Source organism: Streptomyces rishiriensis, from assembly GCF_003112535.1.
GTDB classification, from domain to species: domain Bacteria; phylum Actinomycetota; class Actinomycetes; order Streptomycetales; family Streptomycetaceae; genus Streptomyces; species Streptomyces rishiriensis.
In genome coordinates this window covers 372,386-396,420 of the sequence record NZ_BEWA01000012.1, presented here as the reverse complement: position 1 = coordinate 396,420, position 24,035 = coordinate 372,386, and the positions used below count along the sequence as shown (strand labels likewise).

23 protein-coding genes are annotated in these 24,035 nt (G+C 71.3%); 14 read left to right on the top strand and 9 right to left on the bottom strand.

The window, feature by feature from the left end:
• The first annotated feature begins 30 nt into the window (after nt 1-30).
• Complete coding sequence (locus Sri02f_RS21090) at nt 31-615, top strand: hypothetical protein (RefSeq protein ID WP_109002870.1); 585 nt, start codon at nt 31-33, stop codon at nt 613-615.
• 8 nt (nt 616-623) lie between these two features.
• Nucleotides 624-1,244: an OmpA family protein gene (locus tag Sri02f_RS21085; RefSeq protein ID WP_109002869.1), complete on the top strand. Its 621-nt coding sequence runs from the start codon at nt 624-626 to the stop codon at nt 1,242-1,244.
• Nucleotides 1,245-1,247: 3 nt separating this feature from the next.
• On the opposite strand, the gene Sri02f_RS21080 is transcribed toward Sri02f_RS21085, so the two are convergent.
• The gene (locus Sri02f_RS21080; protein ID WP_109002868.1) at nt 1,248-1,595 is read right to left on the bottom strand and encodes a DUF192 domain-containing protein; all 348 of its coding nucleotides are present in this window, start codon (nt 1,593-1,595) and stop codon (nt 1,248-1,250) included.
• A 71-nt stretch (nt 1,596-1,666) separates the two neighbouring features.
• On the opposite strand from Sri02f_RS21080, the gene Sri02f_RS21075 reads away from it, so the two are divergent.
• The 7 genes from Sri02f_RS21075 to Sri02f_RS21040 all read left to right on the top strand — a co-directional run bounded on the left by Sri02f_RS21075 (nt 1,667) and on the right by Sri02f_RS21040 (nt 9,415).
• Complete coding sequence (locus Sri02f_RS21075) at nt 1,667-2,236, top strand: dihydrofolate reductase family protein (RefSeq protein ID WP_109002867.1); 570 nt, start codon at nt 1,667-1,669, stop codon at nt 2,234-2,236.
• A 39-nt stretch (nt 2,237-2,275) separates the two neighbouring features.
• Nucleotides 2,276-3,127 carry a class I SAM-dependent methyltransferase gene (locus Sri02f_RS21070; RefSeq protein ID WP_109002866.1) on the top strand — a complete coding sequence of 284 codons (852 nt, stop codon included), beginning with the start codon at nt 2,276-2,278 and terminating at the stop codon, nt 3,125-3,127.
• A gap of 442 nt (nt 3,128-3,569) precedes the next feature.
• On the top strand, nt 3,570-4,343 hold the full coding sequence (locus Sri02f_RS21065) for an isoprenyl transferase (RefSeq protein WP_109002865.1): 774 nt from the start codon (nt 3,570-3,572) through the stop codon (nt 4,341-4,343).
• A gap of 337 nt (nt 4,344-4,680) precedes the next feature.
• Entirely contained in the window at nt 4,681-6,006 is a 1,326-nt protein-coding gene (gene phoH2 / locus Sri02f_RS21055) for an RNA 5'-3' helicase PhoH2 (RefSeq protein WP_109002863.1), read from the top strand.
• A 421-nt stretch (nt 6,007-6,427) separates the two neighbouring features.
• Nucleotides 6,428-7,102, top strand: coding sequence for an aggregation-promoting factor C-terminal-like domain-containing protein (locus Sri02f_RS21050; RefSeq protein ID WP_109002862.1), 675 nt, complete (start codon nt 6,428-6,430; stop codon nt 7,100-7,102).
• A 69-nt stretch (nt 7,103-7,171) separates the two neighbouring features.
• Entirely contained in the window at nt 7,172-7,891 is a 720-nt protein-coding gene (locus Sri02f_RS21045; RefSeq protein WP_109002861.1) for an aggregation-promoting factor C-terminal-like domain-containing protein, read from the top strand.
• 159 nt (nt 7,892-8,050) lie between these two features.
• Nucleotides 8,051-9,415 (top strand): AI-2E family transporter, encoded by a 1,365-nt coding sequence (locus tag Sri02f_RS21040; RefSeq protein WP_109002860.1) that lies wholly within the window; start codon nt 8,051-8,053, stop codon nt 9,413-9,415.
• A gap of 85 nt (nt 9,416-9,500) precedes the next feature.
• On the opposite strand, the gene Sri02f_RS21035 is transcribed toward Sri02f_RS21040, so the two are convergent.
• Together Sri02f_RS21035 and Sri02f_RS21030 are read right to left on the bottom strand one after the other, a co-directional pair.
• Nucleotides 9,501-10,034 (bottom strand): alkyl hydroperoxide reductase, encoded by a 534-nt coding sequence (locus tag Sri02f_RS21035; protein ID WP_109002859.1) that lies wholly within the window; start codon nt 10,032-10,034, stop codon nt 9,501-9,503.
• A gap of 6 nt (nt 10,035-10,040) precedes the next feature.
• Nucleotides 10,041-10,595, bottom strand: coding sequence for a peroxiredoxin (locus Sri02f_RS21030; RefSeq protein WP_069768088.1), 555 nt, complete (start codon nt 10,593-10,595; stop codon nt 10,041-10,043).
• A 133-nt stretch (nt 10,596-10,728) separates the two neighbouring features.
• Here Sri02f_RS21030 and Sri02f_RS21025 point away from each other — a divergent pair, with 133 nt between their 5' ends.
• The 4 genes from Sri02f_RS21025 (at nt 10,729) to Sri02f_RS21010 (ending at nt 13,769) form a co-directional block, all read left to right on the top strand.
• Nucleotides 10,729-11,688, top strand: a complete 960-nt coding sequence (locus Sri02f_RS21025) for a LysR substrate-binding domain-containing protein (protein ID WP_109002858.1) — start codon at nt 10,729-10,731, stop codon at nt 11,686-11,688.
• Between the two features lie 188 nt (nt 11,689-11,876).
• A complete protein-coding gene (locus tag Sri02f_RS21020; RefSeq protein ID WP_109002857.1) occupies nt 11,877-12,779 on the top strand; it encodes a MarR family transcriptional regulator in 903 nt (300 codons plus the stop codon).
• A 170-nt stretch (nt 12,780-12,949) separates the two neighbouring features.
• Nucleotides 12,950-13,336, top strand: coding sequence for a roadblock/LC7 domain-containing protein (locus Sri02f_RS21015; protein ID WP_069768091.1), 387 nt, complete (start codon nt 12,950-12,952; stop codon nt 13,334-13,336).
• 4 nt (nt 13,337-13,340) lie between these two features.
• Nucleotides 13,341-13,769: a hypothetical protein gene (locus tag Sri02f_RS21010; RefSeq protein ID WP_109002856.1), complete on the top strand. Its 429-nt coding sequence runs from the start codon at nt 13,341-13,343 to the stop codon at nt 13,767-13,769.
• A 62-nt stretch (nt 13,770-13,831) separates the two neighbouring features.
• On the opposite strand, the gene Sri02f_RS21005 is transcribed toward Sri02f_RS21010, so the two are convergent.
• The 5 genes from Sri02f_RS21005 to Sri02f_RS20985 all read right to left on the bottom strand — a co-directional run bounded on the left by Sri02f_RS21005 (nt 13,832) and on the right by Sri02f_RS20985 (nt 18,837).
• Nucleotides 13,832-16,171, bottom strand: a complete 2,340-nt coding sequence (locus Sri02f_RS21005) for an ABC transporter permease (protein WP_109002855.1) — start codon at nt 16,169-16,171, stop codon at nt 13,832-13,834.
• Nucleotides 16,168-16,857 carry an ABC transporter ATP-binding protein gene (locus Sri02f_RS21000; protein ID WP_109002854.1) on the bottom strand — a complete coding sequence of 230 codons (690 nt, stop codon included), beginning with the start codon at nt 16,855-16,857 and terminating at the stop codon, nt 16,168-16,170. Before Sri02f_RS21000 ends, Sri02f_RS21005 begins: the two co-directional genes overlap by 4 nt.
• On the bottom strand, nt 16,854-17,378 hold the full coding sequence (locus tag Sri02f_RS20995) for a PadR family transcriptional regulator (protein ID WP_109002853.1): 525 nt from the start codon (nt 17,376-17,378) through the stop codon (nt 16,854-16,856). Before Sri02f_RS20995 ends, Sri02f_RS21000 begins: the two co-directional genes overlap by 4 nt.
• Before the next feature lie 221 nt (nt 17,379-17,599).
• Nucleotides 17,600-17,854: a type II toxin-antitoxin system antitoxin gene (locus tag Sri02f_RS20990; protein WP_109002852.1), complete on the bottom strand. Its 255-nt coding sequence runs from the start codon at nt 17,852-17,854 to the stop codon at nt 17,600-17,602.
• The gene (locus tag Sri02f_RS20985) at nt 17,851-18,837 is read right to left on the bottom strand and encodes an SPFH domain-containing protein (RefSeq protein ID WP_373865110.1); all 987 of its coding nucleotides are present in this window, start codon (nt 18,835-18,837) and stop codon (nt 17,851-17,853) included. Before Sri02f_RS20985 ends, Sri02f_RS20990 begins: the two co-directional genes overlap by 4 nt.
• 289 nt (nt 18,838-19,126) lie before the next feature.
• On the opposite strand from Sri02f_RS20985, the gene Sri02f_RS20980 reads away from it, so the two are divergent.
• Nucleotides 19,127-21,577 carry a transglycosylase domain-containing protein gene (locus tag Sri02f_RS20980; RefSeq protein ID WP_109002851.1) on the top strand — a complete coding sequence of 817 codons (2,451 nt, stop codon included), beginning with the start codon at nt 19,127-19,129 and terminating at the stop codon, nt 21,575-21,577.
• 137 nt (nt 21,578-21,714) lie between these two features.
• Here the strand turns inward: Sri02f_RS20980 and Sri02f_RS20975 are convergent, their stop codons facing one another.
• Nucleotides 21,715-23,829: a SpoIIE family protein phosphatase gene (locus Sri02f_RS20975; RefSeq protein ID WP_109002850.1), complete on the bottom strand. Its 2,115-nt coding sequence runs from the start codon at nt 23,827-23,829 to the stop codon at nt 21,715-21,717.
• Nucleotides 23,830-24,035 lie beyond the last annotated feature (206 nt).

Genomic DNA, 24,035 nt, shown 5'->3' with positions numbered 1-24,035 from the left:
AAGCGAACGACGAGCGAAGGAAACAGCGTGATGAGCATGCGGTTCACGGCGAAGGCCGTCAGGAGGACGACCGCACTGACTGCTGTGGTCGGGTTGGCCCTCGGCGTGGCCGGGTGCGGCGGAGGCGGCGGCGACGACAAGCCCCCGGCCTCGGCGTCGGCGTCGGCGTCGAAAAGAGACGGCTCCGCGCCCACCGCCCAGGAGGGGCAGTCCGGCGAGCCCCTGGCCGAGTTGAAGGGGCCCAGCGGCCTGCTGCTGCAGATCACTTCCGCTCTGCGCGACTCCGGTGGCTTCGTCACCGTGACGGCGGACCTGAAGAACGACAGTGCGAAGTTGCTGACCATCCCCGCCCAACTGAGCGGCAACGAGACCGAGATCATCAGGAACGGCCGTTCGTTCGGCGGAGCGACCCTGGTGGACTCCAAGGGGAAGAAGCGCTACTACGTCCTCCGCGACACGGACGGCAGGCCCCTGACCACCACGGGCGTCTCCAGCGTCAAGTCCGGAGACTCTGTGCCGGTGTTCATGCAGTTCCCGGCACCCCCCGCGGGCACCTCCGAGGTGTCGTTCCAGATGCCGATGTTCGCGCCTGCCGACATCGCGATCTCCGGGTGAGGCCGTTCATGAACCCACGCCCCACCCTCGCCCTCCTCACCCTCACCCTCGCCGTCGTGTTCGCCGCCCCCGTTCCCGTCGTGCGGGCCGACACCTCGCCCAGTGTTCCGCCCGGCACCGAGCCCACCGCCACCGCACCCGTGCAGGTGGACCCCAACGATCCCGACCTCCGGCTTCCCGAGGGCGGCACCCTCGCCGCGCCCAAGGTGCTCGACATCAAGCAGGTCGTCGAGGACGAGTCGGGGGACGAGCGCCGTGAGGACACCAACGCGGACGTGACGTTCGCCCTGCAGGCGGAGGTCCTCTTCGGCAAGGACAGCGCCCGGCTCGGCCCGGCGGCGAAGTCCCGCATCGCCACGATCGCCGAGGAGATCAAGAAGCAGCACACCACCGTCGTCCGCGTCTTCGGCTTCACGGACGACCTGGGGTCCTCCGCGCACGGCGACGTCCTGTCGAAGCAGCGGGCGGACGCCGTCCAGGCGCAGCTCGCGGGGCAGTTGAACGACGCGGACATCACCTTCGAGGTCCGCGGCTACGGCGAGCAGTACCCCATCGCCGACAACTCGACCGAGGCAGGCCGCAAGAAGAACCGCCGGGTGGAGGTCACGTTCCCGCGCACGGCGGGCTGAGCCTCACGCGGACACCCGCACCCGGACCCCGGCCGTCAGTCCCCACCCGGCCATCGCGCCGGCCGCCGCCTCCAGGACGTGCCGGGACCGCAGCCGGGGCAGTCCCAGCCGCCCCGGCGCCATGGTGCGCACCGCGATGACGGTGAGCCGGCGGTCGAGATACGCGACGTCGATCGGCATGCGCATCCCGAAGGTGTGCACCCCGCCGGCCGGCGACAGCAGCATCGCCCCGTCCACCTCGTCCCGTCCCAGCAGGCCTCTCGTCCGGGCCCGGTAGGAGGCGGCGATCTCCAACGGCACCCGGACCTCCTCGACCAGGAGTTCGCCCCGCCCGTCCCGCCAGCGCGCCATACCCGTCTCCCCTCGGCCGCGTCGCTACCCTCTGCACGGTAGCGAGCCGGGAGACGAAAAGGGGCCCTCGCATGCGGAAGATCGTCCTGATGATGTCGACGTCCCTGGACGGCTATATCGAGGGTCCGGACCGCGACATCTCCTGGCACCGTGTCGACGAGGAACTGCACCAGCACTTCAACACGTTCATCCGGGGGCTGGGCGGGCTCCTCAACGGCCGGACCACGTACGAGCTGATGGCCGGCTACTGGCCGACCGCCGACGCCGACCCCGACGCCTCCGCCGCCGAGGCCGAGTTCGCCGGCATCTGGCGCGACATGCCGAAGACCGTCTACTCGCGGACCCTGGAACACGCCGACTGGAACACGACGATCGTCCGGGACGTCGTCCCCGAGGAGGTCACCGCGCTCAAGGAGCAGGCGGGCGGCGACCTGGGGCTCGGCGGGGCGGACCTCGCCGCCGCCTTCCTCCGGCACGACCTCGTCGACGAACTGCGCGTCTACGTCCACCCGGTGCTCATCGGCCGGGGCAAGCCGCTCTTCCCGCACACCGGCGCCGCCACCGAGACCGCGCTCCACCTCACCGGGTCCCAGACCTTCGGCAACGGAGTCGTGCTGCTGCGATACGAGCGGTCCCGATAATCGACGGCGTCCCCGCCGCCCCTCTGCCACGATCGCCGTATGGACGACAGGGACGGCGCCGGGGGCGGCGGGCAGGACGGCGCGGACGGCCGGACCGGCGACGGCGCGGGCGGCGGGGTGCGGGGCTCGTTCGAGGACCTGCTCGCCGAAGGGGCGGCCGTTCCGACCGAGGGGTGGGACTTCTCCTGGTTCGAGGGACGCGCCACCGAGGCGCGGACCTCCTGGGGGTACGCGATGTCGCTGGCCGCGCGGCTGGCGGGCGCGAGCGCCGCGCTCGACGTGCAGACCGGGGGAGGGGAGGTCCTCGACTTCGCCCTCGGCCGGGCCGCCCCCAAGGCCCCCGTCCTCACCGTCGCGACCGAGGGCTGGCCGGCGAACGTCGCCAAGGCCACCGCGCTGCTGCGGCCGCGCGGCATCGCGGTCGTCGCGACCGCGGAGGACGCCCCGCTGCCCTTCGCGGACGCCTCGTTCGACCTGGTCAGCAGTAGGCATCCGGTGCGGCCCCTGTGGCACGAGATCGCCCGCGTCCTGCGGCCCGGCGGGACCTACTTCGCCCAACACGTGGGCCCGCGCAGCGTGTTCGAGCTCGTGGAGTACTTCCTCGGACCGCAGCCGGGGGAGGTGAGCTCCGGCCGCCACCCCGACCGCGAACGCGCGGAGGCGGAGGCTGCGGGGCTGGAGATCGTCGACCTGCGGGCGGAGCGGCTGCGCGTCGAGTTCCACGACGTCGGCGCGGTCGTCCACTTCCTGCGCAAGGTGGTGTGGATGGTTCCCGGCTTCACGGTGGAGGCCTACCGGCCCCGGCTGCGCGCGTTGCACGAGCGGATCCAGGCCGACGGCCCGTTCGTCGCCCACAGCGCCCGCCATCTCATCGAGGCACGTCGCAGGTGAAGCGGCCGGATGCAGTCGGTGGGCTCCCTTCTGTCCGGATCGGGGCGGCTTCGGTCTCCACCGAGTTCGTCAAGCGGGCGTTCCTGGCCGGGTTAGCCCGTCAGGGGGATGGGTGGACGGGTGGCCGGCAGGCCCCGAATCGCCGCGAAACCTGAAGTTTCTTCGGTATCGGGGTCCGCTCCCCTGCGAATCAGCTGTGTTCCGGCCATGAACCACCCAGGAACCATGCCTGGAATCGTCACCGGGGCGTCGTCGAGCGACTCCGGAGAGTAGTTGTGGCGCGCCGATGCACGCAGCATCACTTACGAAGGGTTATGGTGGAAACCCCCCCTCGGGCCGGTCCGTCTCCCCCCCACGGACCGGCCCGTTTTTTTGCCCAAGTCCCCACGGGGGTAGGCTGCGCCCCGCGGGGACCGCACCGTACGGAGGGGCTGACAATCACGTGAACCTGCGCGACAAGCTGCGCGGCCTTCTGGTCAGGCTGTACGCACGCCGGGTGGAAGGTCACCTGGACCACGCTCAGGTGCCCAAGCACATCGGCGTCATCATGGACGGCAACCGGCGTTGGGCGAAGGCCGCGGGTTCCACCACCGAGCACGGTCACCGGGCCGGCGCCGACAAGATCGAGGAGTTCCTCGGCTGGTGCACCGAGACGGACGTCGAGGTGGTCACCCTCTGGCTCCTGTCGACGGACAACCTCGACCGTCCCCAGGAAGAGCTCGTCCCCCTCCTCGGCATCATCGAGGACGTCGTGCGCACCCTCGCCGCCGACGGCCGCTGGCGCGTCCACCACGTCGGCACCGCCGACATCCTTCCCTCCCATGTGCAGACCGCGCTGAAGGAGGCCGAGGAGTCCACCGCCCACGTCGAGGGAATACTGGTCAACGTCGCCATCGGGTACGGCGGTCGCCAGGAGATCGCCGACGCCGTGCGCTCGATGATCGTGGACGCCGCGGACAAGGGGACCTCGATGGAGGACCTCGCCGACTCCGTCAGCGTCGACCTCATCGGCCGCCACCTCTACACCGGCGCCCAGCCCGACCCCGACCTGGTGATCCGCACCAGCGGCGAGCAGCGGCTGTCCGGATTCATGCTGTGGCAGACGGCCCACGCGGAGTACTACTTCTGTGAGGTCTTCTGGCCGGCCTTCCGCAAGGTCGACTTCCTGCGGGCGCTGCGCGATTATGCGGCCCGCCACCGGCGTTACGGCGGCTGAGGCGCACACCCGCGCGGACTCCCCCAAAGGGGTTCCGGATACCCCCTTCGGGGTGGACGTAACGTGGAGTTCACCGGTGCGCCGTCATATGCCGTGGCATGGCGGCGCGTTTTCGAGGGCATAAGCCAAGCAGGCCGACGCCCGAACCACGGGTGTCGGATCTCAGCGGGCGGCACGGGGCCGTCCGCCCGGGAGGCCCTTTGCACCAGCCCGACCGTGCGGTCACGGCACGGAACAAGCAGCGGGGGGCCGGTTCTCGGCCCGTGCAGGGCGGCCGAGTACCGGCCCAGCTCCACTCCGTCGCTCCCCGACCTCATCCGAGGGGGTACGTCCTTCCGTGGTGACCAGCACAAAGCGCCGTATGCCAGACCGGCGCACCTATGTTCTCGACACCAGCGTCCTGCTGGCCGACCCGAACGCCATGACCCGCTTCGAGGAGCACGAGGTCGTGCTCCCCATCGTCGTGGTCACGGAACTGGAGGCCAAGCGGCACCATCCGGAGCTCGGCTACTTCGCCCGGCAGGCCCTGCGCCTGCTGGACGACTACCGGGTGAAGTTCGGTCGCCTCGACGCCCCCATCCCGATCGGGGAACTCGGCGGCACCGTCCGTGTCGAGCTCAATCACTCGGACCCCAGCGTGCTGCCGACCGGCTACCGCCTGGGGGACAACGACTCCCGCATCCTCGCGGTGGCCCGCAACCTGCAGGCCGAGGGATTCGACGTCACGGTCGTGTCGAAGGACCTGCCGCTCCGGATCAAGGCGTCCTCGGTCGGGCTCCTCGCCGAGGAGTACCGCGCCGAGCTCGCCATCACGGGCTCCTCCGGCTGGACCGGGATGTCCGAACTGACGCTGGCCGGCGAACAGGTGGACATCCTCTTCGAGGAGGGCCGTCTGTACGTGCCCGAGGTCGCCGACCTTCCCGTGCACACCGGTCTGACCATCCAGTCGGAGCGTGGCAAGGCCCTGGGCCGGGTCACCGCCGACGGCAGCGTCCGGCTGGTGCGCGGCGACCGGGAGGCCTTCGGCATCAAGGGCCGCAGCGCCGAGCAGCGCATCGCGCTCGACCTGCTGCTCGACCCGGACGTCGGGATCCTGTCCATGGGCGGCCGGGCCGGCACCGGCAAGTCGGCGCTGGCGCTGTGCGCGGGCCTGGAGGCGGTCCTGGAGCGCCGTCAGCACCAGAAGGTGATGGTCTTCCGTCCGCTGTACGCGGTGGGCGGGCAGGAGCTGGGCTATCTGCCCGGTTCCGAGGCCGACAAGATGGGCCCCTGGGCCCAGGCGGTCTTCGACACGCTGTCCGCGGTCACCAGCCGCGAGGTCATCGAGGAGATCACCGCACGCGGGATGCTGGAGGTCCTGCCGCTGACCCACATCCGCGGCCGCTCCCTCCACGACGCCTTCGTGATCGTCGACGAGGCGCAGTCCCTCGAACGGAACGTGCTGCTCACCGTTCTGTCCCGGATCGGTTCGAATTCCCGGGTCGTTCTGACCCACGATGTCGCACAAAGGGACAATCTGCGGGTCGGGCGTTATGACGGCGTGGTGGCCGTCGTCGAGAAACTGAAGGGGCATCCGCTCTTCGCGCACGTCACGCTGAACCGGTCCGAGAGGTCCCAGATCGCGGCGCTTGTGACCGAAATGCTGGAGGATGGGCAGATCTGATCGACCCGCCCCAACGCATCGGGGCCCGGCGGTAGTTGGCGCCGCTCGACAAAGGCTGTGAGCCTAGTCGGGCGGCGCCGACGCGTGTGGGGGTTTCGCGAAATCCCTGGGGTCTCCAGAGGTGTGAGCTTTCACACGCAACTCGGAATTGCCTTGCGGTGTCGGGTTACGGCAGAGTCTCGGTTCTGTCAGGCCCCGCATACGGCACACCTGTACCCCCAGGGGTACGGAAACCCACTTGCACCACTGTTCAACTCCATAGCGCCGTCGTATGCCGCCCGAGCACCACACGGCGCTCCCCTTCCGGGAGTTGCCCATCGGGCCCGCGTCTCCTGTGACCCCGCAGTTCGGAGACCAGCGTCAAGGGCACGATCGCGTCCGCCAGGGTCAACGAAGCGGACGATGCTGGAAGGAAAACCGTGTGAGCCGGATCTCGGTCCGGGGATTCGCAGTGGCCTCGGCCACGGCGGTCACCGCTGTCGGAAGCGTCGTCGGTGTTGCCTCGGGCAGCGTCGCGCAGCCCAACGACGCAGAGGCGACGGCGAGCGACGCGACGCTCCTCGCCGACCTGCCCGTGGGCCAGCAGGCCCAGGTGCAGACGGCGTCCCTCACGCAGCAGGCCAGCTACCAGGCCATCGCCGCGGACGAGGGCGCGAAGAAGGACGCCGAGGAAGCGGCCCGCAAGGCCGCGGCCGAGACGGCGGTCGCGAAGAAGGAGGCCGCCGAGAAGGCGGCCAAGGAGCGCGCGGAGGCCAAGACCAAGGCCAGCCGCAGCGCCGGCGACTTCCCGATCCTGAGCTCCTACTCCACCTCGCAGATCCAGGCGATGGCGGCGCAGATGGTCCCGGGCGGCCAGTTCCAGTGCTTCAGCAACATCGTGGACCACGAGTCCAGCTGGAACTACCACGCGGTCAACGCCTCCTCCGGCGCCTACGGCCTCTTCCAGGCGCTGCCGGCCGGCAAGTACGCGTCCGCCGGCTCCGACTGGCAGACCAACCCGGCCACCCAGATCAAGTGGGGCCTGAACTACATGGACAGCCGGTACGGCAGCCCCTGTGAGGCGTGGTCGTTCTGGCAGGCCAACCACTGGTACTGAGCGCGGGCGGCTCCCGGCCGCCGTCCCCCTTCATCTGATGCATCTGATGACACAGCAGAAGGAATCCGAGTGAGCCCGATATCCGCCAGGGGATTCGCCGTGGCCTCGGCCACCGCGGTCACCACCGTCGGCGCCGTCGTGGGAGTCGCCCAGGGCAACGCCCTGCACCCCGTCGACGACGCCCAGGCGACGGGCGGCTCGACGCTGCTCGCCGACTTACCCGTAGGCGAGCAGGTCGAGGTCCAGACCGCCTCCCTGAGCCAGCAGGCCGACGTCCAGGCCACCGCCGCCGACGCCACCGCCAAGAAGACGGCGGAGGAGACGGCCCGCAAGCAGGCCGCGAAGGACGCGGTGGCCAAGCAGCAGGCCGCCGTGGACAAGGCCAAGGCCGAGGCCGAGAAGGAGGCCAAGGAGGCCAAGGAGCGCGCCCAGACGAAGGCCGCCACCGAGACGCAGTCCGCCTCGGGCAGCGCCACCTTCGTCCAGCAGGGGTCGTACTCCGCCTCCGAGGTCCAGGCCATCGCCCGGCAGATCGTTCCCGGCGGGCAGTTCCAGTGCTTCAGCAACATCGTGGAGCACGAGTCCGGCTGGAACTACAAGGCCGTCAACCCCTCCTCCGGCGCCTACGGCCTCGTCCAGGCCTACCCCGGCTCCAAGATGTCGTCCGCCGGCGCTGACTGGCGGACCAATCCGGCCACCCAGATCAAGTGGGGCCTGAACTATATGAACGTGCGCTACGGCAGTCCCTGCGACGCCTGGGACTACTGGCAGGCCAACAGCTCCTACTGACGGCCCGTGGTCCCGAGCCGGGGCCGCCGCGGCACCGCTCAACCCTGCACAGCCCCTCCCCGTCATAGGGGGAGGGGCTGTCGCCCTGTACGGTCGGACGGGCCGGGACCGACGACTCCAGGGGGAGTGGTGGGGAGAGACGGGGGAAGAGGACGGATCATGTCGCGAGTGCCAGGGTGGCTCGGCCGGCTCGGCGCCGGTCTGAGCGAGATGAGTGAGCGGCTCGACGAGCGCCGTGTCGAGGTCGAGCGGGAAGGCGCCGAACCGGAACCGGCGTCGCCCGAAGCACCCGCGCCCTCCCCCGAGGCGTTCCCCCAGGAATCCATGCCTGCGGTCCAGCGCCCCGACCCCGCGCACGCGGTGCCGTGGGGGGTCCGGGTCGCGGCCGAGGCGGGCTGGCGGCTGCTGGTCCTCGCCGGGACCCTCTGGGTGCTGATAAGAGTCATCAGCGCGGTCCAGCTGGTCGTCATGGCCTTCGTGGTCGCCCTGCTGCTGACCGCGCTCCTGCAGCCCACGGTGGCCCGGCTGAAGCGGGCCGGCGTGCCCGGCGGGGCCGCCACCGCGCTGACGGCGATCCTCGGGTTCGTCGTCATCGGCCTGATGGGCTGGTTCGTGACCTGGCAGGTCATGGCGAACATCGACAACCTCTCCGACCAGGTCCAGGGCGGCATCGACGATCTGCGCCGCTGGCTGCTCAACAGCCCGTTCCACGTCACCGACAAGCAGATCAACGGGATCGCCCAGAACCTGCGGGACGCGATCGGGAACAACACCGACTCGATCACCTCGGCGGGCCTGGAGGGCGTCACCGTCGTCGTGGAGGCGCTGACCGGCATCCTGCTGGCGTTCTTCTCGACCCTGTTCCTGCTCTACGACGGCCGGCGCATCTGGGAGTGGACGCTCAAGCTGGTCCCGGCCGCGGCCCGGCCCGGCGTGGCGGGGGCCGGTCCGCGGGCCTGGGCGACGCTGACGGCGTATGTGCGCGGCACGGTGATCGTCGCGCTGATCGACGCGATCTTCATCGGCCTCGGCATCTACTTCCTGAACGTGCCGATGGCCGTCCCGCTCGCCGTCTTCATCTTCCTGTTCTCCTTCATCCCGCTCGTCGGCGCGGTCGCCTCCGGCGCGCTGGCCGTCGTCGTCGCGCTGGTCACCCAGGGCGTCTTCGCGGCCGTGATGACGCTGGTGGTCGTGCTGGCGGTGCAGCAGATCGAGGGCCACATCCTGCAGCCGTTCATCCTCGGCCGGGCGGTGCGCGTCCACCCGCTGGCGGTGGTCCTGTCGGTCGCGGCGGGCGGCATGGTCGCGGGCATCGGCGGCGCGATCGTGGCGGTGCCGCTGGTGGCCGTCACCAACACGGTGGTGGGCTATCTGCACACCTACTCCCGCGAGCAGACCCTCCGGCACGCACCCCGCCCGAGAGGGGCCACGGCATCGGACGTGGCCCCCGTGACGGCGGCTGCGGCGAGCGGCGCCGCGCAGGAGCCCGGTCCGGCCGCGGAGGCCCCCGCCGCGGACGCCTGACGACGACGAGGCCCCGCTCACCCTCGAGGTGAGCGGGGCCTCGTCGTCGCACCGGCCCGGGCCGTCGGCCCGTGGTCGCCGGACGTCAGTCGCCGAGGATCGCCTCCGCGTCCAGCGTCACGCCGATCGCCTGGATCACCGAGGCGATCTTGAAGGCCTCCTGGACGGTCTCGCGTTCGACGCCCGCCTTGCGCAGCACCTGCTCGTGGGAGTCGAGGCACAGTCCGCAGCCGTTGATCGCGGAGACCGCGAACGACCACAGCTCGAAGTCGATCTTGTCGACGCCGGGGTTGCCGATCACGTTCATCCGCAGCCCGGCCCGCAGGTTGCCGTACTCGTGGTCCGAGAGCAGGTGGCGGGTGCGGTAGAAGACGTTGTTCATCGCCATCACGGCGGCGGCCGACCTGGCCGCGGTGTAGGCCTCCGGCGAGAGGTTGGCCTTCGCCTCCGGCGCGAGCTCGCGCAGCACGATCGGGGAGCGCGAGGCGATCGCGGTCGCCAGCACCGTGCCCCACAGCTGCTGCGCCGGCAGCTCGGAGTTGCCGATGACCGAGCCGAGGTTGAGCCGCAGGTCCTTGGCGTAGTCCGGTATCGCGGACTTCAGGGAGTCGAGGGACATCTCAGCTCACTCCCCGGCCAGCAGCTTGACCGGGTCGAGGGTGTTCTCGCCCTTGGTCCAGTTGCAGGGGCACAGCTCGTCGGTCTGCAGGGCGTCCAGGACCCGCAGGACCTCCTTGGGGTTGCGGCCGACGGAGCCCGCGGTGACCATCGTGAACTGGATCTCGCGGTTCGGGTCCACGATGAACACGGCGCGCTGGGCGAAGCCGTCCTCGCCCTCGATGCCGAGGTCGCGCATCAGCTCGTGCTTGGAGTCGGCCAGCATCGGGAACGGCAGGTCGGTCAGGTCCGGGTGGTCCTTGCGCCAGGCGTGGTGGACGAACTCGGAGTCGCCGGAGAAGCCGAGGATCTGCGCGTCGCGGTCGGCGAACTCCTCGTTCAGCTTGCCGAACGCGGCGATCTCGGTCGGGCAGACGAAGGTGAAGTCCTTGGGCCACGCGAAGACCACGAGCCACTTGCCCTCGTAGGACTTGTGGTGGATCTGCTCGAACTCCGCACCCTTGTCCAGCGAGACGCAGGCGGTCAGTTCGAACTCGGGGAACTTGTCACCGACAGTGAGCACACGCTCTCCTTGCAGCGAGGAAGTGTCCGGATCGCGGACACTTCCCTTGGGTTGGACGACGCCGATCGTGGCACAGGGTGCATTGATTCAGGAAATGGCTAAACTCGATTGAGTTGATCGGAGGTAGTTATCAGTGACTGTAGGTAATGCGAGGGCCAGGAGGCGGCCGCCCAGTCTGTCCCAGCTCCGGGCCTTCACGGCCGTAGCCGAGCACCTGCACTTCCGGGACGCGGCCGCGGCCATCGGCATGAGCCAGCCCGCCCTGTCCGGTGCCGTGTCGGCCCTGGAGGAGGCCCTCGGGGTCACCCTTCTCGAGCGTACGACCCGCAAGGTGCTGCTCTCGCCGGCCGGTGAGCGGCTCGTCGTCCGGGCCAGGGCGGTGCTCGGCGAGGTGGAGGCCCTGATGGAGGAGGCCGAGGCGGTACGGGCCCCCTTCGCCGGAGCGCTGCGCCTCGGCGTCATCCCCACCGTCGCGCCCTACCTCCTGCCGACCGTCCTGCGGCTGGTCCACGAGCGCTACCCGCACCTCGACCTCCAGGTCCACGAGGAGCAGACCGCCGGCCTCGTGGACGGCCTGCACACGGGACGGCTCGACCTGCTGCTGCTCGCCGTCCCCCTCGGCGTCCCCGGCGTCGTCGAACTCCCCTTGTTCGACGAGGACTTCGTGCTGGTCACGCCCCTCGGTCATGAGCTCGGCGGGCGCGAGGGCATCGCGCGCGAGGCCCTGAGGGAGCTCAAACTGCTGCTCCTCGACGAAGGGCACTGTCTGCGCGACCAGGCGCTGGACATCTGCCGCGAGGCGGGCCGCGAGGACGCGCCGGTGACGACCACCGCGGCCGGACTGTCCACCCTCGTCCAGCTCGTCGCCGGCGGCCTCGGCTGCACGCTCCTGCCGCGCACCGCCGTCACCGTCGAGACCAGCCGCAGCACGCACCTGCTCACCGGCTCCTTCGCCGACCCCGCGCCCGCCCGCCGCATCGCCCTGGCCATGCGCACGGGAGCGGCGAGAGGGGCGGAGCACCGGGAGCTGGCGGACGCCCTCCGGGAGGCGCTGCGGCCGCTTCCGGTGCGGGTGCTCGGGGGCGGGGAGTGAAGTCCGCCAAGGCGCGCCACTCGGTCAAATAGCGTCTCCGCAGAGCGATTTGGGCTCGCCGGTGGAGCAACTTCCGTCAGCTGGGGGGCAGGTCGGAAATCCCGCGCCGGGCCGTGTGCGCCGGCTGATACACATTCCCTCCTCAGCGCTACGCGTCAGGCGTGTGTGCGAGAGGCCCAAGGGGAGTGATGTCGGGCTACGAGCTGCTGGCACGCGACCTCGCCGCGTGCGGCCGGGACGGCTTCACCGGGGAGGTGCGCGTGTCCGGTTCGCCCGGCGGCGCCTTCCATCTCCACGGCGGCCTGGTCGTCGCCGTCGAGTCGCCCGGCGCGCCCGGCCCCGAGGCGCTGCTGCTGCGCTCCGGCCGGATCGGCGGCGAGGAGTGGGCCGCTCTGGTGCGCGAGTCCGGCGGCGCGCGCTGGCCGGCCGCCGGGCTGATCGCCCACGGCTACGCGGGGGCCGCCCAGCTCCGGGTGGTCTGCGCGATGTCCCTGCAGGACGCCGCGTTCGCGGTCGTCGCGGGCAGCGTCGACGGCTGCGAACGCGGTCCGGCGGCCGGGCCCCCGCCCGCCGCGGTCGCCGTCGGCGAACCGCCCACCCGGCTGCTCCAGGAGGCGTCCCGCAAGCTGCGCGCGCTGCTGGCGCTGCCGTATCCCGTACGCCCGGACCGGGAGCGGCCCACGCCCGCCCCCGTGTCCTGCGCGGCGACCCGGCTCGGCGACCTGCGGTGCGAGCTGCTCGCGCACGCCGACGGCCGGCGCACCGCCCGCGACCTCGCCTTCCGCACCGGACGCGGGGTCTACACCGTCACCGTCGAGGTGGCCCGGATGCTGGGCGAGGGGCTCCTGGAATGCGTGGACGAGCCCCACCCGATCCCGGTCCTGCTGCCGGCGGACGGCGGCGGACTGGGGCCCCGCGAACCGGCGACGCCCGCCGCGCCGCCGCAGGGACCGCCGCCGGGCCCGGACGCGTCGGCGCTGCCCCGGCGACGGCCCGGCGCCAGCGGCATCAACGAAGCCCTCACGCCGGAACCGAACGGCGGCACCGGCTGGAAGGAGTTCTTCCGCCTGCGGAACCCCACGGCGAGATGACCCGTCCCCACGCACCCGTCCCCACGCACCCGTCCCCACGCACCCGTCCCCACGCACCCGTCCCCACGCACCCGTCCCCACGCACCCATCCCCACGCACCCGCCCCCACGCACAGACCCCCACAGACAGAAGAACGGTCACATGCGATCCAAGACAGGGGAGTTGCACACATGGACCACCAAGCCCTCGCGCGGGAGATGCGCGGCCTGCGCGAGCAGGTGACCGGCATCACCGACACCGCGGTGGCGGCGGCCGACGGACTGCTCATCGCCGCCGACACCGCCGACTCCATCGATCCGGAGGGCCTCGCCGCCCTCGCCGCGGCCGGCCTCGGCCTCGCCCGCCGCACCTCCGAGGCGACCGCCCGCGGCGCCCTGCACCGCACGGTGGCCTACGGCAGCCACGGCTGCGCCGCGTTCTACGCGGTGGGCGACACCGCGCTGATGGTCGTGCTCGGCGACGAGGGCATGGACGTGGAGCGCCTGCACACGGCGACCCAGCCCGCCCTGCGCCGCATCGATCTGATCCTCACCCGGAAAGCCGCCGAAGGAGTCTGAAGGGATGGCGACGAAGCGTATGACCCCCGGTTTCTCCGATCAGGTGATGGGCCTGGTCAAGTCACTGCGTACGGATGCCCCCGACTGCGTCGCCTCCGGCGTCGTCGACATGTCCACCGGCATGCTGCTGTCCTACGAGACCGTCGACAACCATCCGCCCGAGGTCCTGGACCTGCTGGCGGGCGCGACGCTCGACCTGTTCCAGGGCCGCACGGTGGTGATGATCGAGGACGTCTTCAAGGAGCGTCGCGGCGTCCAGAGCGACAACCACTTCTTCCAGGAGATCCTCGTCAACAGCGACAACCTCACTCACCTGTTCGTGCGGATGACCGAGCAGCAGGACGTCGTCGCGGTGGTCGTGTGCCGCAAGTCGGTCAACGTGGGCATGCTGTTCGCCCAGGTGCGAAGGGTGGTGCGCGAGTACCAGCTGTGAACGCGGACGGTCCCTCCCCGAGCGGGGGAGGGACCGGACCGGGCGACCGAGGCGGGCGGCGGCTACTCCGTGCGCAGCCCGTCCGGCCGCAGCAGCCGCAGCAGCGGCGGCAGGCTCAGCAGCGTCACCAGGAGGACGACCACCGCGCCGATGCCGGTCATCGCCAGCACGCTCGGCCAGTCCACGTCCACCGGCGTGTCCGTCATCCGCAGCAGCACCGCGCCCAGGGTGATCCCCACCGTCGCGGCCAGCAGCAGCCCCAGCACGATCGGGATCGCCGTCTGCCACAGCACGGACAGCCCGAGCGTGCGCCGCCGGGTGCCGAAGGCGACCAGGGACGACAGCAGCTTCCTGCGTTCGCGCAGCTGCTCCAGCTGGGAGACCAGCAGGCTCGCCCCGATCAGCGCCAGCACGGCGGCCGCGCCGACCAGCAGCCCGGTGCGGATGGAACTGAACTTCGTGTCCTGCCGGGTGGCCGTCCAGTTCATCGGCTGGGACAGCGGGTCCACCCGGAACGCCGTGTTGCGGGCGTACTCGTAGGCGTCCGGCACGGACTCGTCGATCGAGAGGTAGATCTCCCCGCTGACCCGCTTCTCGGCCGCCTTGGGCAGCGCGCTCGGCGTCATCAGGAAGCCGTCCCGCTCCCAGTCGGTCAGGCCCTTCACCGAATGGGCCTGCTTGACGCCCGGGGGGACGGTCCACAGGACGTCCGGGCTGTGGTCGTCGGAGGACTGTTCGAAGTACAGCTTCTTGCCGGGCTTGTTGAGATTCGGACCGTCGGCGGAGATTCCGCCGCCGTCGAGGACGAACGTGTCGCCGTCCTCGCAGGAGGGCAGCTTCGCCAGCTCGCGCAGGGCCGGGCAGTCGCCCACGGCCAGCGCGCCGAGCGTGTTCGGGCCGTTCTCGGTCTTCCAGGAAGCGTCGCCGAGGTAGCCCTCCCACAGCGCCGTCACCTTGCGGACGGCCTTGGTCTCGGCGAACTTCCGGGCGGTAGGGGCCAGCGGCGCGCCGTCCGGCACCCCGACCTGCATCTGCGCCCGGCTGAGGTCCTTACCGGTGGCCTTGGTGTAGTCGCTGTCCACGCCGGCGAACAGCATCTGGAGCGCGATGGCCCCGGCCACCGCCACCGCGATGCCGTTGACCATCCGGGCCGCCGTGCCGCTGCTCAGCTGCAGACGCCGTACCGCCAGTTGCCAGGCGACGCCGCCCGGGCCGAGCCGGCTGACGACCGCTTCCACGAGCCAGGGGAGCAGTGCGGTGATGCCGACGAGGATCAGGATGACGCCGCCGCTCACCAGATACTGGTTGAAGTCGCCGTTGGCGTGGCCCTGCCCGATCATCGGGTAGAGCATCGCGACGCCGCCCAGGGGCAGCAGCAGCCGCCACCACAGGCGACGCCGTGCGGGCTTGGCGGTGCGCACCACTCCGAGGGGTTCGATCACCACACCGCGCAGCGCGAAGAGGGTGACCAGCACCGCCGCCGTCGGCACCGCCAGGACGACCAGCGCGGCCAGCGCGGGAGAGGGGTCGAGGTAGCTGGGCCACACGCTCACGCCCACCACTTCGACGGAACCCGCCAGCTGACGGCCGGCCAGGAAGAACACCGTGCCGAGGACCAGGCCCAGCAGGGAGCCGGCCATCGCCTCGCCCGCCGCGATGCGCCGGGTCATCCGGCTGTCGGAACCGATCAGTCTGAGGGCCGCGAGCCTGCGGTCGCGCCGCTCGCCGCCGAACCGCACCGCCGCGGCGATGAACACCGCGACGGGCATCAGCAGCACCACGATGACCACGAGGATCAGCAGGAGCAGCACCGGGTCGGTCTGCTCGTGCGACGGGTTCGGGTTCCCGAACGTCTCCAGCCGGCTCACCGCGCCGCCGCCGTTGACGTGCATGGTCAGCCCGGTGGCGCCCGAGTAGTAGGCGAGCTCCTGCGAGCCGACCAGCCCGTTTTCCCCGATGGTCCCGACGACGTGGTACGGCAGCCGTTCCCGCAGCGGCGCCGAGTCGTCGGCGGCCAGCAGCCTCTTCAGCGCGGGCGAGACGAACATGTCGCCCTCCGCGGGGAACCGGCTCACGCCGGGCGGCAGCGGGGCGCCCGCGCCCTCCGGCTCCAGCAGCCGGCCGCGGATGTCCTTGTCGCGGAACGTGGTGTCGGACTGCGCGATCAGCAGGGTCTTGTCGGACTTGGCCGGCGGCTCGCCGAACGGCCAGTCCAGCCTGGCCTGTTCACGGTCGTGGCGAACCTCCAGCGCGTTGGGCGCCGCGGTCGTCAGCAGCAGCACGGCCACCCCGAGGCCGACGCCGACAGCCGTCAGAACCGCCCGGATCCAGCCCTCCCGCCCGCCGCTGAAGGCGAACCTGACCCCCAGGCCCAGGTCCCTGGACCACTGGCGCAGGTTCATATGACGCGCTCCATGTCGCGCGACTTGCCGTCGCGTACGACGATCTCGCGGTCGGAGTACGCGGCCACCCGTGCCTCGTGCGTGACGAGGACGACGGCGGCGTTGGCCGTGCGGGCGGCCTCGGTGAGCAGCTCCATCACGCGTTCGCCGTTGAGCGAGTCCAGCGCGCCGGTCGGCTCGTCGGCGAACAGCACCCGGGGGTTGGTGACGAGGGAGCGCGCCACGGCGACCCGCTGCCCCTGCCCGCCGGAGACCTCGCCGGGCCGCTTCCTGCCGAGGTCGTCGACCTCCAGGCGCTGCATCCAGTCCAGCGCGGTGCGCTCGGCCTGCTTGCGCGGAGTGCCGTTCAGCCGCAGCGGCAGCGCGACGTTCTCCACGCAGGTCAGTTCGGGCACGAGCTGGCCGAACTGGAACACGAAGCCGAACTCCGAGCGCCGCAGCTGGCTGCGCTGGGCGTCGCTCATGGTGGCGAGGTCCCGGCCGTTGTACATGATCGAGCCGGAGTCGGGCGTCACGATGCCGGCGAGGCAGTGCAGCAGCGTCGACTTGCCGGACCCGGAGGGGCCCATCACGGCGACGACCTCGCCGGGGTGGATGGAGAACTCGGCGCCGTCCAGCGCCATGGTCGGGCCGTACGCCTTGCGCACATCCTCGGCGACGAGCAGGGATCCCCCGGGAGCGTTCACGCGTGCATCGCCGCCTTCAGCTTGTCGAGACGTGCGGCGGCCAGCTCCAGCCAGCGCAGGTCGGCTTCGAGATGGAACAGCGCGTGGTCGCAGATCAGCTGGTCGGCGAGATCGCCCTTGCGCTTGCGGTCGGTGAGGATGCGCATGCTGCGCAGGTGCTCCGAGCGCTGGGTGTCGAGGATGTCGGCGGCGTCGCGGTTGGTGAGCAGCGCCAGGACGATCTTCGTGTAGAGCGTGGACTGCAGATACGGCTCGGGCTTCTCGGGCGTGGCGAGCCACTGCGCGACGTCGGTGATCCCGGCGTCGGTGATGGCGTACCGCTTGCGCTCGGGGCCGCCGCCGGCCTCGATGCCGTCGACCTCGACGAGCCCGTTCTTCAGCAGACGCGACATCGTCGAGTAGACCTGGCCGTAGTGCAGCGGCCGGTCGTGACCGAACTTCTCGTCGAAGGCCCGCTTGAGGTCGTAACCGTGGCGGGGCCCGGACTCCAGGAGTCCCAGGAGGGTGTGACCGATGGACATGCGAGGACTGTACATGCGGTGTATACCCGCCGTGTATACGCGGAGTGCGCAGGTGGCAGCGGGGGGTACGGCTCCGCAGGTGACAGTCCATTGTCACCGTTTCGCAACAGGCCCCGTGCGGCGGTCCCGCGCCCGCCCCGTGCGGCGGTCCCGCGCCCGCCCCGCTCCCGCCCGTGCGGCGGTCCCGCGCCAGCCCCGCTCCCGCCCGTGCGGCCGGGCTGTCAGGGCGTCGGGGGCCGGGGGGCGGAGCCGCCCGGGGGGCGGCCGCGGCGGGGGAGGGGGCCGGTGTCGCCGGGCAGCCGGCCCGCCTCCTTCAAGGCTCTCCGCAGCAGGAACTCGATCTGCGCGTTGGCGGACCGCAGGTCCTCACCGGCCCATCGGGCCAGCGCCTCGTACACCGCGGGATCCAGCCGCAGCAGCACCTGCTTGCGCTGCGGCCGGCCTGGAGGGGCTGCGCCCCCGGAGGGATCCGTCACTGGTAGAGGGTCCCGGTGTTCAGCACCGGCTGGGGCGCCCGGTCCCCGCACAGCACCACCATCAGGTTGGACACCATCGCCGCCTTCCGTTCCTCGTCCAGTTCGACGATGCCCTGTTCGGCGATGCGGCCGAGCGCGGCCTCCACCATGCCGACGGCCCCGTCCACGATCTCCCGGCGCGCCGCGACCACCGCGCCGGCCTGCTGCCGCTGAAGCATCGCCGAAGCGATCTCGGGAGCGTACGCGAGGTGGGTGAAGCGGGACTCGATGATCCGCACGCCGGCCGCCTCCACGCGCGCGTGCAGCTCGACGGCGAGCTTCTCGGTGATCTCCTCGGCGTTCCCGCGCAGGGAGAGCCCGTTCTCGTCGTGCGAGTCGTAGGGGTACTCGATGGCGATGTGCCGGACGGCCGCCTCGGTCTGGGTGGCGACGAACTCCAGGAAGTCGTCCACCTCGAAGGAGGCCTGCGCGGTGTCCCGCACGTTCCACACCACCACCGCGGCGAGTTCGATCGGGTTGCCGTAGGCGTCGTTGACCTTGAGGACGGCCGTCTCGTGGTTGCGGACCCGGGTGGAGATCTTCTCGCGGGAGGTGAAGGGGTTCACCCAGCGCAGGCCGTCCTCGCGGATGGTGCCCCGGTAGCGGCCGAAGAGCTGCACCACGCGCGCCTCGCCGGGCGCCACCGTGTTCAGTCCGCACATCGCGAGGAACGCGGCCAGGGCGACCAGGACGCCGAAGACGATCAGCGCCGCCTTGAGGCCGTCCGCCGTCACCGCGGTGGCCGTGGCGATCATCCCGGCGCCGGCCAGCAGCCCGGCCAGACCGAGCAGCAGCGCCAGCCCGCCGCCCACGCTGTGCGCGGGGAACTCGGTCACGCGCGGGGCGGGCATCTCCGGTGCGTCGACGGCTTCGGCGACGGCGCGGGTGGCGGCCGAGGGGCCGGGCGTCGAGGCGTCGTGAGCCGAGGGGTCGTGTACGGACATGGCGGGTCCCCGTTTCTCGTCAGCAGCCGTCAGCAGTCTTTTGAGCGATCGGCTGTCTATCTAAGTGATATCACTTATGTGCGAGATGGCAACCCTGCGCTCCTCTCGAACGTCGAATCGGTGGGGACGTCGCACCGGTTCCGCCGGGCGGGGTGCTGATTCTCACGCCCTCCGAAGACCGGATCGACTGCGCCTCGTCATAGACAGCGGTGTTAGCTTTCTGAGCTGACCTGCCCCTGCCCCCGGGCACTGGTGTGACTGCCGAGTAGGAAGCGGAGCGAGCGGACTCATGGGACGAGCGGAAGAGAGACGAGCGCGACAGCGCGGTGGCCGCCGCGCGGCGCCCAGGAACCGCTCGACGGAGACGGAGTCGGCGGCGCCCACCGCCCGCGAGGCCACCGCCGGGACCGCGACCGCGACCGCCACGGCGCCCGCGCCCGGCGGCCGCGCGGCGGCCCGCAAGGGCGCGAAGAAGGCCGGCCGGGGCGCGAAGGGCAGGGCGGGCAAGGCGGGCAAGAAGGACAAGAGCTTCATACGCCGGCTCTTCACCTGGAAGAAGATCCTCGGCACGTTCCTCGGCTTCGCCATCGCCGTCATCGGCGCCTTCATCTGGCTGTACGTGAGCACCCCGATCCCCGCGGGCAACCCCGACGCCGACCTGCAGAGCAACGTCTACAAGTACGGCGACGGCGCGCTCCTCGCCCGCGACGGCGACGTCAACCGGGAGAACGTCGACCTCGCCACGATCCCCAAGGCCGTCCAGCACACCTTCGTCGCCGCCGAGAACAAGTCCTTCTACAACGACAACGGCATCGACCTCAGGGGCACCGCCCGCGGCGTCCTCAACACCCTGATGGGCAAGGGCGCGCAGGGCGGCTCGACGATCACCCAGCAGTACGTCAAGAACTACTACCTGTCCCAGGAACAGACCGTCACGCGCAAGCTGAAGGAACTGGTCATCTCCCTCAAGCTGGACCGGGAGAAGGACAAGGACTACATCCTCGCCGGGTACATCAACACCAGCTACTACGGCCGCGGCGCCTACGGCATCCAGGCCGCCGCCCAGGCCTACTACCGCGTCGACGCCAAGGACCTCAAGGTCGAGCAGGGCGCCTACCTGGCCGCGCTGCTCCAGGCGCCCAGCCAGTACGACTGGGCCGCCGCCTCCGACACCGGCAAACGGCTGGTCCAGGCCCGCTGGAACTACGTCCTCGACAACATGGTCGGCCAGAAATGGCTGGACAAGTCCCAGCGCGAGAAGATGACGTTCCCGATCCCCAAGGACCCCAAGGCCGCCCCGGGGAAGCAGGGCCAGATCGGCTACCTGGTCGACGCGGCCAACGCCGAGCTCGCCAACCAGCTCGTCACGACGGGCGTCGCCGACGACTACGAGTCGGCCGCGGCCCTGGTCCGCAAGGGCGGCTGGACCATAGAGCTCAACATCGACAAGAAGAAGCAGAAGGCGCTGGAGACGGCGGTCAAGGAACAGCTCACCAGCAAGCTGAACAAGAAGAAGCGCCCGGTCGACGGCGACGTCCAGGCCGGAGCGGTGTCGGTGAACCCGAAGACCGGCGCGGTCGAGGCGATGTACGGCGGCACGAGCTACACCGAGCACTACCTCAACAACGCCACCCGCACCGACTACCAGCCCGCCTCCACCTTCAAGCCGGTCATCCTCGCCGCGGCCTTCGACGAGAACGCCGTGACCCAGGACGACCAGAAGATCACCGCCAACACGATCTACGACGGCACCAGCAAGCGCCCGGTCGTCGGCAGCGACATCGGCTTCGCCCCGGAGAACGAGGACGACCAGGACTACGGTCCCGTCACCGTCCAGACGGCGCTGAACAAGTCCATCAACTCCGTCTTCGCGCAGATGGGCGTGGACGTCGGCATGGACAAGGTGCTCCAGGTCGCCGACGAGCTCGGCATGCACACCAAGGACCTGAAGGCCGTGCCGGCCCAGACCCTCGGCACCATGGGCGCGAGCCCCCTGCAGATGGCCGCCGTCTACGCCACCCTCGACAACCACGGCAAGAAGGTCACCCCGGCGCTCATCAAGTCGGCCGAGAACAGCGCCCACCCGTCCTTCCGGCACACCGCCCCCGTGGGCGGGCAGGTCATCGACCGTGAGGCGGCCGACTCGGTCACCTCGGTGCTCACCGGCGTGGTCGACGACGGCACGGCGAAGATCTCCGTGCGGGACAACCCGCTGCGCAAGGGCCAGAAGGTCGCGGGCAAGACCGGCACCTCCGACAACAACAAGTCGGCCTGGTTCACCGGCTACACCCCCGACCTCGTCACCTCGGTCGGCCTGTTCGGCGAGTCCGCGAAGCCCCCGCACCCCCAGGTCACGCTGACCGGCGCGACGACCGGCATCACCACGAGCAAGGGCCGGATCAACGGCGGTGGCTTCCCGGCGCAGATCTGGGCGGCCTACACCTTCGGTGTCTCCACCAAGGTCACCAAGTTCGACCTGGAGACCGAGCAGGGCGCGGCGGTCCAGACGGCGTCCCCGTCGCCGTCCTCGTCGCCGAAGCCGAGCACGTCCCCGTCCTCGTCGCCGAAGCCGAGCACGTCCCCGTCCTCGTCGCCGAAGCCGAGCACGTCGCCGTCCTCGTCGCCGAAGCCGAGCACGTCCCCGTCCAGCTCACCGTCGGGCGACATCTCGCCCGACCCGGGCACGAGCTCCCCCTCCAGTGGATCGGGGGATCCGGGCAACCCGCTCTTCGGCCAGTAGCGCGACGCCGTGGCCGGCGGCGGGAAACAGTGAAGGGGGCGCCCGGAGATCTCCGGGCGCCCCCTTCACGCATGTGCTGGGCGCTCTGCTTCGCGCGCCTGCTTCGCGCGCCTGCTTCGTGCTTCTGTGCGGGTCCGTCAGGTCCGGTTCAGCTCGAACCAGACCACCTTGCCGGTGCTGAGCCGCGTGGCCCCCCAGCGCCGGGCGAGCCGGTTCACCAGATACAGCCCGCGCCCGCCCTCGTCGGTCGCCCTGGCCTGCCGCAGCCGGGGCAGCTGTGGGACGTCGTCCCCCACCTCGCACCGCAGCACGTCGGTCCGCAGCAGCCGCAGGGTGACCGGCCGCGTGGCGTACCGCACGGCGTTCGTGACGACCTCGCTCACCAGCAGCTCGACCGAGTCGGACATGTCCTCCATGCCCCAACGGGACAGCGCCCGCCGGGCCAGCCGGCGAGCCCGCCCCGGCGCCGCGTCCTCCGGTTCCAGGATCCAGTACCCCACGTCGCTGGGCGCGATCCCGTCGAACCGGGCGGCGAGCAGCGCGATGTCGTCGTCCCGGTCACCCGGGCCGAGCATGTCGAGCACCTCGTCGCACAGGGCTTCCAGCGGCGGCGGGTGGTCGGGTCCGGTCAGCTGGGCGGTCGCCGCGAGCTTCTCCCGCAGCTGTTCTATGCCGGTCGCCACGTCCCGCAGCCGGGACTCCACCAGACCGTCGGTGTACAGCAGCAGCGTCGCCCCCGCGGGCGCGTCGAGCTCCACCGCCTCGAAGTCGACCCCGCCGACGCCGATCGGCGCGCCCGGCGGCACCCGCAGCACCTCGGCCCGGCCGCCCAGATGCAGCAGGACGGGCGGCGGATGCCCCGCGTTGGCGATGGTGATGCGGTGCGCGACCGGGTCGTAGACGGCGTACAGGCAGGTCGCCATGCGGTCCGTGCCCAGCCGCTGGGCCTGCTCGTCGAGATGGTGCAGAACCTCCTGCGGCGGCAGGTCCAGCCCGGCCAGGGTCTGGGCCGTCGTGCGCAGCTGCCCCATGATGGCCGCCGACGTCATGGAGTGCCCCATGACGTCGCCCACGACCAGCGCGACCCGGCTGCCGGGCAGCGGGATGGCGTCGTACCAGTCGCCGCCGACCCGGGCGGTCTCCGCCGCCGGCAGGTACCGGGACGCCAGCCGTACGCCCGTGGGGCGCGGCAGGGTCTCCGGCAGCATCGTGCGCTGCAGCTCGTCGGCGATGTACGCCTCACGGTCGTACAGCACCGCCTTGTCGATGCCGAGCGCGCTGTGCGTGGCGAGCTGGGCGGCCACCAGCAGGTCGTCGTTCTCGAACGGCAGGCGCTCGGGACGGCGCAGGAACACCGCGGCGCCGATCACCCGCCGCCGGCCCCGCAGCGGGGCCAGGACGGCCCGCTGGCCGCCCGGGACGACCAGGGTGCTCTCCTCGCCCAGAAGCTCGGGCAGAGCGGCCCGGGCGGCCGGATTGTCCGCGAACACCGGACGCACCCCGCGCAGCACCTCCGCGAGCGCTCCGCCGGGCCGCACCTCGCACATGTCCCCGACCGACGCCGACAGCTCGGCGGTCAGCTCCCCGGGCTCCGGAGGCGGCAGGGCCAGCGCGGCGAAGCCCGTCTCGGTGTCCCGTTCCTCCGGGATGCGGTCGGTGCGGCGCAGCCGCAGCATGATGCGGTCCGCCGCGGGCCGCTCGTCGCCCACCGGCAGCGGATCGCGCAGATAGACCAGGATCGCGTCGGAGAAGGTCGGCACGGTGGCCCGGCACAGCCCCATCACGATCTCGTCGAGGTCCAGACCGCGGGCGATCCGCCGGGTCGCCGCGCCCACGAAACGCAGCCGGTCCCCGTCCCGGCGCATCGGTGTGGGCCGGCCGGGCGTCACCGCCATCCCGCCGCGCCGCTCCTGCCCGCCGGGCCCCCGCTCGGGGCGCACCTCGGCGCCCGGCTGGGCCGGGATGGCCTCGGGCGCGGGGCGCGGCCGATGCGTGTCCGGTTCGGTGGACGCGGACGGCTGGGAGTGCTCGGTCCCGGAACCCGCCTCCGGACCGGCCGCCGCATCCTTTCCCGCAGCTCCCTGGCCGCCCATGGTGCCCTTTCCGCCCTTTCCGCAGGTCGTCGTACCCGAGCCGTCGGGCGGTAACGCGGCCGCACCCGGCGCGGCCGCCGGGGTGTGCAGGAGTGCCCCACGGGGGTCCGTGGGGTCGACGCCCTGGGGGCGTTCGTAGGAGATGGGCTGCTCCGTCACGCGTGTCGAATCCGTCCGTCCGGGGCTGCGCGCCGCGCGCGCAGTTGGTCCCGCAGGAAATCCGATACCCGGAATACGTGTCCCTGGAACGGAATTCCCGCGTGGTCAGAGGTTGTTCCTGTGTCGCCGGTGGACCTCGCGCGACCCTGGGAGCCTACGTGGAACGTCGCGCCGGTGTTTCCCTCGTGCCCCTCGCTCACGTCCTG